This window comes from Pseudomonas sp. Lb2C2 (genome assembly GCF_052112205.1).
GTDB lineage: Bacteria > Pseudomonadota > Gammaproteobacteria > Pseudomonadales > Pseudomonadaceae > Aquipseudomonas > Aquipseudomonas kilonensis.
The window spans coordinates 22,928-35,813 of the sequence record NZ_JAUTYW010000011.1 but is presented as its reverse complement, the minus strand read 5'-3'; the positions used below and the strand labels follow the sequence as shown (position 1 = coordinate 35,813).

Annotated in this window: 12 protein-coding genes; 4 read left to right on the top strand and 8 right to left on the bottom strand. The window is 61.5% G+C overall.

Features of this window, described 5'->3' with window-relative positions:
• The first annotated feature begins 80 nt into the window (after positions 1 to 80).
• Both Q7F16_RS27460 and Q7F16_RS27455 read left to right on the top strand, forming a co-directional pair.
• Positions 81 to 464: a hypothetical protein gene (locus Q7F16_RS27460; RefSeq protein WP_409557370.1), complete on the top strand. Its 384-nt coding sequence runs from the start codon at positions 81 to 83 to the stop codon at positions 462 to 464.
• A 256-nt stretch (positions 465 to 720) separates the two neighbouring features.
• Positions 721 to 1,416, top strand: a complete 696-nt coding sequence (locus tag Q7F16_RS27455) for an HAD-IA family hydrolase (RefSeq protein WP_046065793.1) — start codon at positions 721 to 723, stop codon at positions 1,414 to 1,416.
• Positions 1,417 to 1,514: 98 nt separating this feature from the next.
• Here the strand turns inward: Q7F16_RS27455 and Q7F16_RS27450 are convergent, their stop codons facing one another.
• Positions 1,515 to 2,261 (bottom strand): 3-oxoacyl-ACP reductase family protein, encoded by a 747-nt coding sequence (locus Q7F16_RS27450; protein ID WP_409557371.1) that lies wholly within the window; start codon positions 2,259 to 2,261, stop codon positions 1,515 to 1,517.
• A gap of 125 nt (positions 2,262 to 2,386) precedes the next feature.
• Here Q7F16_RS27450 and Q7F16_RS27445 point away from each other — a divergent pair, with 125 nt between their 5' ends.
• On the top strand, positions 2,387 to 3,310 hold the full coding sequence (locus Q7F16_RS27445) for a LysR family transcriptional regulator (protein WP_409557372.1): 924 nt from the start codon (positions 2,387 to 2,389) through the stop codon (positions 3,308 to 3,310).
• Positions 3,311 to 3,459: 149 nt separating this feature from the next.
• Here Q7F16_RS27445 and Q7F16_RS27440 read toward each other — a convergent pair whose 3' ends face one another.
• From Q7F16_RS27440 to Q7F16_RS27430, 3 genes are all read right to left on the bottom strand, one after another.
• Positions 3,460 to 4,188 carry an aspartate/glutamate racemase family protein gene (locus tag Q7F16_RS27440; protein WP_018600232.1) on the bottom strand — a complete coding sequence of 243 codons (729 nt, stop codon included), beginning with the start codon at positions 4,186 to 4,188 and terminating at the stop codon, positions 3,460 to 3,462.
• A gap of 60 nt (positions 4,189 to 4,248) precedes the next feature.
• A complete protein-coding gene (locus tag Q7F16_RS27435) occupies positions 4,249 to 5,778 on the bottom strand; it encodes an NCS1 family nucleobase:cation symporter-1 (RefSeq protein WP_046065796.1) in 1,530 nt (509 codons plus the stop codon).
• A gap of 452 nt (positions 5,779 to 6,230) precedes the next feature.
• On the bottom strand, positions 6,231 to 6,974 hold the full coding sequence (locus tag Q7F16_RS27430; protein WP_013693959.1) for a phosphoadenylyl-sulfate reductase: 744 nt from the start codon (positions 6,972 to 6,974) through the stop codon (positions 6,231 to 6,233).
• 174 nt (positions 6,975 to 7,148) lie between these two features.
• On the opposite strand from Q7F16_RS27430, the gene thrH reads away from it, so the two are divergent.
• Positions 7,149 to 7,766, top strand: coding sequence for a bifunctional phosphoserine phosphatase/homoserine phosphotransferase ThrH (gene thrH / locus Q7F16_RS27425; protein ID WP_186651350.1), 618 nt, complete (start codon positions 7,149 to 7,151; stop codon positions 7,764 to 7,766).
• Between the two features lie 146 nt (positions 7,767 to 7,912).
• Here the strand turns inward: thrH and pabB are convergent, their stop codons facing one another.
• The 4 genes from pabB to rloA all read right to left on the bottom strand — a co-directional run bounded on the left by pabB (position 7,913) and on the right by rloA (position 12,625).
• Complete coding sequence (pabB, locus tag Q7F16_RS27420) at positions 7,913 to 9,256, bottom strand: aminodeoxychorismate synthase component I (protein WP_046065798.1); 1,344 nt, start codon at positions 9,254 to 9,256, stop codon at positions 7,913 to 7,915.
• 308 nt (positions 9,257 to 9,564) lie between these two features.
• Positions 9,565 to 10,551 (bottom strand): alpha-L-glutamate ligase-like protein, encoded by a 987-nt coding sequence (locus Q7F16_RS27415; protein ID WP_046065799.1) that lies wholly within the window; start codon positions 10,549 to 10,551, stop codon positions 9,565 to 9,567.
• Complete coding sequence (gene rloB, locus Q7F16_RS27410) at positions 10,551 to 12,083, bottom strand: osmotic stress tolerance membrane protein RloB (RefSeq protein ID WP_041476054.1); 1,533 nt, start codon at positions 12,081 to 12,083, stop codon at positions 10,551 to 10,553. Before rloB ends, Q7F16_RS27415 begins: the two co-directional genes overlap by 1 nt.
• 5 nt (positions 12,084 to 12,088) lie before the next feature.
• Positions 12,089 to 12,625, bottom strand: coding sequence for a retropepsin-like aspartic peptidase RloA (gene rloA / locus Q7F16_RS27405; protein WP_046065800.1), 537 nt, complete (start codon positions 12,623 to 12,625; stop codon positions 12,089 to 12,091).
• Between the last annotated feature and the right edge of the window lie 261 nt (positions 12,626 to 12,886).

Below are 12,886 nucleotides of genomic sequence, written 5' to 3'. Positions count from 1 at the left end.
CCCGCCTGTCGATTCAGCGGCACCATCGGCCCGCCACGCGTGCCACACATCAGGTAAGTATCTTGAAAAGGAGACTCACCATGATGAAGTCCAGCATGACCGCGCTGACACTCGCCGGGATTCTTTCGCTCAGTTCACTGGCCGCTTTCGCACAATCTTCGAGCGGCACACCCCCCGTGGACAAGGGCGGGATGCCACCTTCTTCGGAAATGGAAGCCGGTTCCAAATCCGGCGCCAGTGGTAACGCCTTGCCCCCGGGCTCAGTGAGCGGCGGCAATGGCGGCGATGCCAGCGGCAGCAGCACCAGCCCCGGTACGGGCAGCGGCTCGATGAGTGGCGGCAGCACGATGGGCGGTGCCGATACCGGCGGTGGGACCAACGGAGGAACCGGTACCCGCGACAGCGGTGGCAGCTCGGGCGGCAGCGGCTCGGGGTCGGGCGGCTCCGGCAGCTCAGGTCAATAACCGTCCCTTCACACCCATCCGCTTTCTGTGGCGAGGGCGCTTGCTCCCGCTGGGTTGCGAAGCAGCCCCCACGATCCTACGGTTGCTGCGCACCCAAGCGGGAACAAGCTCCCTCGCCACGGACCCCGTCCATAGATTTCCCATTGCCGGCTCCAAGCCCCCTTCGTTATCCTGCTGAATCCTTTAAGGCGAACACGCTGCCCTGGCCGCACCTGAGCCATCCCTGGAATGTTGTGTTGATAACGGATCAGATGCGATGAATGCACCCCTGAAAGAGTTTGGCCCGATCAAGGCTGTGATTTTCGACATGGATGGGCTGTTGCTGGACACCGAGGGGATCTACACCGAGGTCACGTCCATCATCGCCGAGCGCTACGGGCGCACGTTCGATTGGAGCGTCAAGCAGAACATCATCGGGCGCGGGGCCACGGACCTGGCCAATTACGTCGTCCAGGCGCTGGAATTGCCGATCACCCCCGAAGAGTTCCTGGTCATCCGCGAGCCCTTGATGCGCGAGCGCTTTCCTCACGCCCTGGGGATGCCCGGTGCCGAGGAGTTGGTGCGGCATTTGAAGGCCCACAATGTTCCTATTGCGGTGGGCACCAGTTCGTCGAGCCCCACGTTCGCACTGAAAACCACCTTGCACCGGGACTGGTTCGCGCTGTTCGACTTCATCGTGACGGCGGACGACCCTGAGGTCGGCGCGGCGAAACCAGCGCCGGATATCTTCCTCACCGCCGCCCGGCGCCTGGGTGTCGATCCGCGCGACTGCCTGGTGTTCGAGGATTCGCCGTTCGGCGTGACCGCCGCGAAAGCCGCCGGCATGACCGCCATTGCCATTCCGGATTCGGCCATGGCGGATGAAAAGTACGCCCACGCCGACGGAATCATCCGCTCCTTGAAAATGTTCCAGCCGAGCCTTTGCGGTCTGCCGGAGTTGGAGTGGGCCTGAAGAAAGGGCTGCTGCGCCCGAAACGTCGGACCGGCCCAGCGGGAGCAAGCTCCCTCGCCACATGGGTTGGAGCATGACTCGCATTCTTCATGCCTGGATCAGGCGCCGAAACCACCGTCGATGGTCAGGCTGGCACCGGTGATGTAACCGGCTTCCGGCCCTGCCAGGTAAGCGACGAAACTGGCGATTTCATCGACGTTGCCGTAGCGCCCGATGGCCATCAGCGACAACAGGCTGGAGGCGAAGTCGCTATCGGCCGGGTTCATGTCGGTGTCCACCGGGCCGGGCTGCACGTTGTTGACGGTGATGCCGCGTGGGCCGAGGTCACGGGCCAGGCCTTTGGTCAGGCCCACCAGCGCGGATTTGCTCATGGCGTACGTGGCGCCGCCAGCGAAGGGCATGCGGTCGGCGTTGGTGCTGCCGATGTTGATGACCCGACCCCCTTCACCCATGTGCCGTGCTGCCGCCTGGGTGGCGATGAACACGCTGCGCACGTTGATGGCCAGGGTCTGGTCGAAATCTTCGAGTTTGAATTCATCCAGCGACCCCATCGCCAGCACGCCAGCATTGTTGACCAGGATGTCCAACCGGCCAAAAGCCTCGACGGTGGCCGCGACGGCGTTACGGATGGCTTCGGCGTCGGCGCTGTCGGCCTTGATCGCCAGGGCCTTGCCGCCTGCTGCGGTGATGCTGTTCTGCAGTTCTTCAGATTTTGCGCCGGAGCTGACGTAGGTGAAGGCCACGGCGGCGCCTTCTGCTGCCAGGCGTTTGACGATGGCGGCGCCGATGCCGCGAGAACCGCCCTGGATCAAGGCGACTTTACCGCTCAGTGCTGGGTTACTCATGATGTTCTCCAAAAAGTGCCGGGGCGAGATGCCGCGGTGATGGGGCGAGTATCAAGAAGGTGCGGTGGGCTGTGTAGACCGTCATTGCTATAGTCTGTCTAAACCAAAAGTTTAGAATGAGGCTCATGGAGACCTTCAACAGTATCGAATGCTTCGTACGTAGCGCCGAAGTCGGCAGCTTTGCCGAGGCGGCGCGACGTCTGAGCGTGACCCCGGCCGCGGTGGGTAAAAGCGTCGCCAAGCTGGAGGCGCGAATGGGCGTACGCCTCTTCCAGCGTAGCACCCGAAGCCTGAGGCTGACCGAAGCCGGCCAGTTGTTCTTGGGGGAAGTCGGCAGCAGCTTCAACACCATCCAGAACGCCGTCGCCAATCTGGCCAGCGCCGGCGGGCAACCGGCGGGGACGCTGAAGGTGAGCATGGGTACGGCGTTCGGTCGATTGTATGTCGTGCCGTTGCTGGGGGAGTTTCTGCGACGTTACCCGGCGATCAACCCGGACTGGCATTTCGATAATCGCCAGGTTGACCTGATCGGCCAGGGCTTCGATGCCGCCATCGGCGGCGGTTTCGAGTTGCCCCAGGGAGTGGTGGCGCGCAAATTGACGGTGGCTCATCGGGTGCTGGTTGCCTCAACCGAGTACCTGCAAACCCATGCCGCGGTGACAGAGCCGGAAGATCTGTCAGGGCATCAAGGCATCCTGATTCGGTCACCACAAACCGGGCGCGTGCGTTCCTGGCAACTGACCAGCCGTAATCGGGAACACAGCCCGCTGACGCTCAAGACGCGCGTGACCATGAGCGATTCTGAAGCCGACTGCGCGGCCGCCACCCAAGGCCTGGGCATCGGTCTGGTGAGCATGCCGATCGCCGTTCCCTTTCTGGAATCCGGGGCGCTGCAGCGGGTGCTGCCGGACTGGTATGTCGATGATGGCAACATCTCCATCTATTACGCCGAACACAAGCTGTTGCCGGGCAAGACCCGGGCGTTCGTGGATTTCATCATCGAGCAGTTTGCCGAGCAGGGGTTGGCGCGGCGGTTCAGTGCGGTTTGAGCTGGGCTCCAGACCGACTTGGCCCGAATCGCGAGCAAGCTCGCTCCCACATGGGTTTACGGGTGTTCACAACATGTGCACACGACACAAAAACCTGTGGGAGCGAGCTTGCTCGCGATTCGGGGGCACCTCAGTCTAAAGCCGTGGACTCACCGCCCAAACCGCCCCGGCCAGCCAATGATGGTCTTGGGCCGAGGCGTCGCGTAGGTGCGTACTTTCGACGTCGACAACCCCAGCCGCACCAGCGCTTCGGCAATGGTCACCGCCGCCGTCACGCCATCGACCACCGGCACGCCGGTGCGCTGGCGGATCTGCTCGTCGAGCCCGGCCATGCCGCCGCAGCCCAGGCAGATCACTTCGGCCTTGTCCTGGCTCACTGCCAGTTCGGCCTGCTGCACGATGGCTTCAACCGCCCGTTGCGGATCCTGCTCCAGTTCCAGCACCGCCAGGCCACTGGCCCGTACCGAGGCGCAGCGGTCGAACAGGCCGGACAGCTTGAGCCGGTCTTCGATCAGCGGCACGGTGCGGTCCAGGGTGGTGACCACCGAATAAGCGTGACCGAGGAACATGGCGGTGCTGGCGCCGGCATCGGTGATGTCCACCACCGGCACGTTGAGCAGTTCCTGCAAGCCTTCACGACCGTGTTCGCCATAGCCGGCCTGGATCACCGCGTCGAACGGCTGGTCGTAGGACATCACCCGGTCCATCACCGCGATGGCCGCCAGGTAGCTTTCAAAATTGCCCTCGATGGAGTCGGCACCGAAATGCGGCGTGAGGCCGACGATCTCGGTACCCGGCGCGGCGACGGCCTGGGCCTGTCGGGCGATGGCCTGGGTGATGGATTCGGTGGTGTTGACGTTGACCACTAGAATTCGCATGAGCTGTCCTCCTTAACACATAAAAGTAAGCGGCCCGAACCTGGCGGGCCGTTCGAGCGATCAATGATTGATGTTATCCACAGCGATGGATTCGCCGCTGACGTCCTCGTAATACGGCTGGCGCTTGGCGATGATCAGGTACAGCAGCCCTGCAATCGAAGCGCCAATCAGCCAGGAGAACGGTGACACACTGTCAAAACCAGGCACCAGCGCCAGGATAATCGCGATCAGCGCCGCCGGAATGAACGCCGCCACCGCGCGCAGGTTGACCCCATTGCTGTAGAAATACGCACCGTTTAGGTCCTCGCTGTACAGTTGCGGCACGTTGATGCGGCCTTTTCGCAGCAGCCAGTAGTCGACCATGATCACGCCGTACAGCGGCCCGAGCAGGGCGCCGAGGCCGGACAGGAAATACACGATCACCAGCGGGCTGTTGTAGAGGTTCCACGGCAGGATCAGTACGGCAATGGCGGCGCTGATCAACCCGGCGCGGCGGAAGGTCAGGTACTTGGGCGCCAGGTTGCTGAGCACGAATGCCGGGGCGACGAAGTTGGCCATGATGTTCACCGCCACGGTGACGATCAGGAAGGCCAGGCAGCCCAATACGAGGAAGAAGGTGTTGGGGATCGAGGCAATCACCTGGGTCGGGCTTTCAATGATTTGCCCATTGATCTGGAATTGCGCGCCGCAGAGCAGGATGGTGATCCCGGCAAACACCAGAATATTCACCGGCAGGCCCCAGAAATTGCCGACGATGATGGTCCGGCGGCACGGCGAGGAGCGGGCGAAGTCACAGAAATTGAGAATCAAGGTGCCATAGATCGACAGCCACAGCGCGCCACCGGCAAAGATATTGCGCCACATTTCGCCACCGGTCAGCGGTTCGCGGATCGACCAGGCAATGGTGGCGTCGGCTTGGGTGTACATCCAACCGGCCAGGGCCGCGACGGTCACCAGGATCACCGGTCCGGCAAAACCTTCGTAGCGGCGCACCATCTCCATGCCGTAAGCCAGGATCACCAGTTGCACGAACCAGATCGCCACGAAACACACCCAACCCAGGCTCGACAGGCCGAGAATCGAGTCGTGGTCGTAGTCGGCGAAGCCCGGGTGGATCGCCACCAGCAATACGCGAAACACCACCGACGCCAGGTAGGTCTGGATACCGAACCAGGCAATGGCGATGACCGCCCTGATCAAGGCCGGAAGCTGCGCGCCATGGATCCCGAAGCTGATCCGGCTGATCACCGGGAACGGCACCCCGGTTTTCTGGCCCATGTAGCCGGACAGGTTCATGAAGCCATACACCAGCGCCGCGCCTATCCCGAGGGACAGCAAGATCTGCCAGCCACCCAGGCCCAGGGCATAGAGGCCGATGGCGAAGGAATAGTTGGCGATGTTGTGCACGTCGTTGGTCCACAGGGCAAAGATGCTGTAGCGACCCCAGCGTCGACCTTCGGCCTTGGTCGGCGCCAGGTCCTTGTTGTGCAGCCTCGGGCTCAGGGCCAGGGACGCGGCAGTGTTGTCGTCGAGGGCCGTGGTGGTGGAGGGCAGATCCAGCGCGATGTTATTGGAGAGACTTGTACGCATTCCGGCAGGCTCCTGATTCTCGGCGCAGCGATGACTGTGCATGAGCGCGGGGCTCGACAAATCTTCGTCGCGGCGGGCGAGCATCATTGATTACGGGGCATCTGCAGCCTGTACGGGATAGGGCGCTTCAGGCTTGCGGATCTAAAGTGTGTGTATGTTTTATATAAGTTGTATACAAAACATGTGTCGACTCAAGCCAGATCTATGCCACTTACGGATCTATTCGAAGAAGCGCTAATTTCGTTTCGTTATGATCTTTGAATAACTGACTGAAATACCGTGATTTAAAACTGACCGTTTAAACAGGTATTTATTTTTTGGCGAACGCCAGTGGAGTTGGAAGGGCAGGCGAGACGGGAAGGTGTGTGTAACCTTTGGGGGCGGTAACGGAATAAGTGCACACAAAAATGCCACTTGTAGTGACATTTTTGTGTACAGGGTCCGGCGGACGCTTAGACGGTCTTGGATTTGGCGATGATGTTCCCGGCGTGCAGCCCGCATTCTTTCTGCGTGGCTTCTTCCCACCACCAACGGCCTTCGCGTTCGTGCTGGTTTGGCAGCACCGGACGGGTGCAGGGCTCGCAGCCGATGCTGATGAAACCGCGTTCATGCAGGCTGTTGTAAGGCAGCTCCAGCATGCGGATGTAACCCCAGACTTCTTCGCTGGTCATCTGCGACAGGGGGTTGAACTTGTACAGGGTGCGTTCCGGGGTGGAAAACGCCGTGTCGATTTCCAACACCGCCACCTGGCTGCGGGTACCGGGGCTCTGGTCGCGGCGCTGGCCGGTGGCCCAGGCGCGGACATCGGTCAGTTTGCGCCGCAATGGTTCGATCTTGCGGATACCGCAGCACTCGCCGTGACCGTCCTTGTAGAAGCTGAACAGGCCCTTTTCCTTCACGAAGGGTTCAAGTTTCGTGTAGTCCGGCGACACAAGTTCGATGTCGATCTTGTAGTGCTCGCGCACCTGGTCGATGAAACGATAGGTTTCCGGGTGCAGGCGGCCGGTGTCGAGGCTGAACACCTTGACGTTCTTGTTCAGTTTCCAGGCCATGTCCACCAGCACCACGTCTTCGGCGCCGCTGAAAGATATCCACAGCTCGTCGCCGAATTCGGCGAAGGCCAGTTTGAGGATGTCCTGCGGGGACTTGTTGGCATAGGTCGTGGCGAGTTCCACGACGTCAAACGATGGGCTCATCAGGGCGGTTTCCTACAGGTCGGTGGCGCTGGGCGCTCTATATAGGGCTGATGGTAACAAAAGCTGTCGGGGCTGGCGCGTTCCTGTGCGTTGCGCAGGCTTCGACGAATGGCTAGAGTCGGCAAGCCTTTTGTTCGCTCAACCGATAAACATCAGAAAAAATGGGAGTGTCTTGTGGAAATTGCCTGTCTCGACCTGGAAGGTGTACTGGTCCCGGAGATCTGGATCGCCTTCGCTGAAAAAACCGGGATTGACTCCCTCAGGGCAACCACTCGGGACATTCCCGACTACGACGTGCTGATGAAGCAACGGTTGCGCATCCTCGATGAACACGGCCTCAAGCTTTCCGACATCCAGGAAGTCATCGCCACCCTCAAGCCGCTGGACGGCGCCATCGAGTTCGTCGACTGGCTGCGCGAGCGCTTCCAGGTGGTGATTCTTTCCGACACGTTCTACGAGTTTTCCCAGCCGTTGATGCGCCAGTTGGGCTTCCCGACGTTGCTCTGCCATCGCTTGATTACCGATGACAGCGGGCGGGTGACCGGCTACCAGTTGCGTCAGAAAGATCCCAAGCGTCAGTCGGTTTTGGCTTTCAAGAGCCTGTACTACCGGGTGATTGCGGCGGGGGATTCCTACAACGACACCACGATGCTGGGGGAAGCCGATGCAGGGATTCTGTTCCATGCGCCTGAAAACGTGATTCGTGAATTCCCGCAATTCCCGGCGGTGCATAGCTTTGCCGAGTTGAAGCAGGAGTTTCTCAAGGCTTCGAACCGCAGCCTGAGCCTGTAACCCAACTCCTGTGGGAGCGAGCTTGCTCGCGATAGCGGTGGTTCAGCCGGCATTGGTGTCGACTGACACACTGTCATCGCGGGCAAGCCTTGCTCCCACAGGCTGGTGTCATGCCTCCTGTGGGAGCAAGGCTTGCCCGCGATGCTTTAGAGGTTCTGCAAGGTTTCGAGCAAGACCCTGACCTTGGTAATCGACTCCTGATACTCGGCCTCCCAGTCCGAGTCCGCGACAATCCCGCCGCCGCCCCAGCAGCACACCTGCCCATCCTTGACCAGCAAACTGCGGATGGCGATGGAGCTGTCCATTTCCCCGCGCACATCCAGGTACAGCAACGAGCCGCAATACAGGCCGCGTCGGGTCGGTTCGAGTTCGTCGATGATTTGCATGGCGCGGATTTTCGGCGCGCCGGTGATCGAGCCGCCGGGAAAGCTACCAGCGATCAGGTCGAGGGCGTCTTTATCCACAGCCAACTCGCCGGTCACGCTGCTGACCAGGTGATGCACGTTCGGGTAACTTTCGAGGCTGAACAGCTCCGGCACCCGCACCGAGCCGATGCGGCACGTGCGGCCCAGGTCGTTGCGCAGCAGGTCGACAATCATCAGGTTTTCCGCTCGGTCCTTGGGGCTGGCCAGCAACTCGGCGGCGTGGGCCGCGTCTTCGCTGGGTGTTGTGCCGCGGGGCCGGGTGCCCTTGATCGGCCGGGTTTCCACCTGGCCTTCGCTGACCTTGACGAAGCGCTCGGGGGACAGGCTCAGCACCGCGCCGCCATCGGGCAGGCTCTGGAAGCCGGAAAACGGCGTCGGGCACGCCTCCCGCAGCGCCTGGTACGCGGCCCAGGCATCGCCCTGGCAGGGCGCGCGAAAGCGCTGGGCAAAATTGACCTGGTAGCAGTCACCCGCCTGGATATACGCCTGGATACGCTCGAAGGCCTGTCGATAGGCTTCGGCGCTGAGGTCTGGCGCCATCGGTCCGTTAAGGCTGAACGGGGGAGCGGGAGCCGGGGTTGGCTGGCTGAACAGCGCGATCAGGCGCTGGCGTTCGCCTTCGCCACAATGGGGGTGGAACACCAATTGGCTGGTGCCGGCCTGGTGATCGCTGACCAGCGCCCAGTCGTACACACCAAAACGCGCGTCGGGCAGTTGCAAGTCGTCCTTGGCGTGGGATGGCAGGGTTTCGAGGTGTCGGCCGAAATCGTAGCTCAAGTAGCCGATCAGCCCTCCGGCAAAGGGCAATTGCACCGTGGTCGGCAGTACCGCGTCGCCCAGTTGTGTCAGTTGAATGCGCAGGCGTTGCAGGAAATCGCTGCCGCTCTCGTCCGGCAACACCGCCAGTTGCGCCAGCGGCCAGGCGCTGAGCAGGTCGTAACGCCCGCGCTCGGCACTCGGCCGGCCGCTGTCGAGCAGCACGCTGCCAGGGGCATGACGGATCGCCGCGAAATACTCGGCGGGGTTGGCGCGGTAGGGCAGCGGGTGTACGGAGCAGGTTGGCATGGGCGGGGCAGGTCAGCCGTTCAGGCGGGGGAGCGATTGTAATCCCTCTGTAGGATTTGCTCCTAGAGGGATGTCGGAGATGGGCAAGTATGGGGGGAGACGATATCTGTGGTGTGAACACTTGTGGCGAGGGAGCTTGCTCCCGCTGGGTTGCGAAGCAACCCCCAGGGCAGTTGAATGCAATCAACCTGATGGGACTGAGGTGTTGGGCTTTGGGGTTGCTGCGCAACCCAGCGGGAGCAAGCTCCCTCGCCACAGGGTTTCACACTTCAGCCCTCAACCTCAGCTTCAGCTTTCAAACCTCGGCCTCAACCCTCAACCGGCGGAATATGCCCAAACAACTCCTGTGCAAATGCCACGCGCTCTTCCACGGTTTCGATAACGCCCCGGGCCTTGAGGTCTTCCAAGCGGGCTTCCACTGCGTGGGTGCGCAGGGTCAGGCCGCAGTCGTTGGCGATCTGGATGTTCAGCCCCGGCCGGGCGTTCAGTTCCAGGATCAACGGGCCTTTTTCCTGGTCCAGCACCATGTCGACACCGATGTAGCCCAGCCCGCACAGTTCATAGCAACCGGCGGCCAGTTTCATGAAACCGTCCCAGTAGGGCAGTTGCACGCCGTCCACCGCGTTGGTGGTGTCGGGGTGTTTGGTGATGATGTTGTTCAGCCAGGTGCCGCGCAGGGTCAGGCCGGTGGCGAGGTCGACGCCCACGCCGATGGCGCCCTGGTGCAGGTTGGCCTTGCCGCCGGACTGGCGGGTTGGCAAGCGCAGCATGGCCATCACCGGATAGCCCATCAGCACGATGATGCGGATGTCCGGAACGCCTTCGTAGCTGATGCTCTTGAAGATCTGGTCCGGCGTCACGCGGTACTCGATCAGTGCCCGGTCACGGTGTCCACCCAAGGAGTACAGGCCGGTGAGGATGCTGGAGACATGGTGCTCGATCTCCTCATGGCTGATGATCTTGCCGGACACCGTGCGATAGCGGCCTTCGAAGCGATCAGCGATGACGATGATGCCGTCACCGCCAGCGCCCTGGGCCGGCTTGATCACGAAGTCGGTGCGCCCGCCGATGATCTCGTCGAGCTTGTCGATTTCCTTCTCGGTGGAGATCACCCCGTACAGCTCCGGCACATGAATGCCGGCGGCGATGGCCCGTTCCTTGGTGATGATCTTGTCATCGACGATGGGGTACAGGCTGCGCTTGTTGTACTTGAGCACGTAGTCGGCATTACGCCGGTTGATGCCCATGATGCCCCGGGCTTCCAGGGCCTTCCAGGTCTTCCAGAAGCCGAACATCAGGAGTCTGCCTTGAGGAAGGCCTTGAACCGTACCAGCTCGGTCAGGCGGTAGCCGCGATAACGACCCATGGCCAGCATGAATCCCACCAGGATCAGCAGGATCGCCGGGAAAGTGAACACGAAGTACACCAGTTCCGGCACGCTCATGATCAGGTGCGCCAGGGACGCGGCGAACAAGGTGCCGATGGCGACTTTCATCGCGTGGCCGGCGCCGCGTTCTTCCCAGGTGATGGACAGGCGTTCGATGGTCATGGTCAGGATCACCATCGGGAACAACGCCACCGACAAGCCGCGCTCCAGGCCCAGCTTATGGCTGAACAGGCTGATGGCGGCGATCAGCACCACCACGAACGTCAGCACCACCGAGAGCCTCGGCAGCATCTGCAGCTTGAGGTGCTCCAGGTACGAACGCAGCGACAGGCCCAGGGTGGTGATCACCGTGAACAGGATGATGCCGAAGCCCAGTTGGGTTTCGCGGAAGGCCAGGGCGATCAGCACTGGGGTGAAGGTCCCGAGGGTTTGCAGGCCGATCAGGTTGCGCAGGATCAGGATGACCAGCACGCCGATCGGGATCATGACCATGATCATGAAGGTTTGCTGGGTCTGCAGCGGCAGGCCGTAGAGTGAGTATTCGAGGAAGTTGGCGTCGGTGTTCTCGTCCGTCAGCTTGGCCAGGCGAATGGCGTTCATTTCGCTGTTGTTCATGCTGAAGGTGACGGTGGCTTTCTTGCCGCCATCGACGGTGATCAGGTTTTCATCGCCGGTCCACCACAACAGGCGGTCGGTGGGCAGGCCCTGTTCGCCGGAGTCCGGGTTGAAATACAGCCAGTCGGTGCCGTTGAAACTGCGCAGCCACAGTTCAGGGGCCTGCGGTTGGTCGGCCACCAGGCGGATGGTGTGGACCTTTTCCACCGGCACGTGGGCGATGGACAGCACCAATTCGACGATGCGCGCCTTGTTGGCCGAGGACGGGTCGCCGGCCAGCAACAGCTTGACGTTGTCGTCGTTGGGGTTGTTGACCCGCTTGATGGCTTCGCTGATGAATGTCTCGACGTCGGCCGAATGCTGGCGGATCGGCGCGAGCAGGGCTTCGGCGGCCAGTTTCTCCGGGCCTTCGACGGCGATGCTGTCGCGGAAGGTTGGGCCCTTGACCTTGGTTTTCTCGGCGCTGTAGCGCTTGGTCAGCACCAGGCGGTAATACAGGGTCTGGTTGCCCTTGGCGCGACGGGCCGACCACGTCACCTTGCGGTTGCCGTCAACCCGGTTCACCGCCACGCCGTAATTGTTGGAAATGAAACTCTCGTTGAGGCTCACGTAGTCGCGGCTCAGAGGCGGCACGAACATCTGGATCTTCACCGGATCCTTGGCGTTGGGCACGAACTCGACCTTGGCGTCGATGTTCCACAAGTCGTCGGTGGCGTCTTCGGTGACCGGGATGCCGAGCACGAAAATCTGATAGGCCGTCACCGACAGGCCCAGCACCACCAGGATGGCGATCAGCATTTTCAGATGGAGGGTAAGGGAGCGCATTGGAATTACTCTGCGGTTTGAGCGGCATTGGCGCAGGCGGGTTTGCCGGCAGCGTATTTGAGACTGGGGTCGACCAGCGCGTCGAAGCGCTTGAGCGCCTCGGAACCGATCAGCAACGGGTATTGGAAGGCGCTACGGTCGGTCAGGTTCACTTCGATGCTGCGCAGGGCCGAGCCCATGCAGATGTCCAGTTCGATGACTGGCCGGGCCGTGTATTTCTTGCCTTCTTCCGGGTCGTAGTCACCGGCGCGGCGCTTGATCTTGCTGACCCGGGCCAGCGGACGTTCGATGGGGTGCGAGTGGGCCGCGTCAATGGCCAGGTAAAAGCGCACCCAGGACTCGCCATTGCGCTTGAAGCGCTTGATGTCCCGGGCGCTGAGGGACGCGGTCTTGGCGCCAGTGTCGAGCTTGGCGGCGACCTCCAGGTCGATGCCCTGCAGGGCGGCGTATTCGTTGAGGCCGTACACGGTTTTTTCACCCGCCATGGCAAGCCCCGGTAGGCACATGAAATAAAGAACAGCGGTGAAGGGCTTGAGTGTCATAGATCCTGGTGCGCAGCGTTCCGTTTATCGGTTCAGGCCCTGGCATTACTGCACAAGCTCCCTGGGCAGCCTTCCCTATATAAAAGGAGAGCGGCAAATCGCGCGGCATTCTAGCACGGTGGTTTTCTGACGCCACCGCTGGCCGGAGGCTACGACGCATTCAAACGAGCGGTTATGTCGGGTAGGGTTATTAGACGATTGTCGACAATGTTGATTTTTGCTTTGACCTTTACGCTGCTATTGGTTAGTTTTTGCCGTATT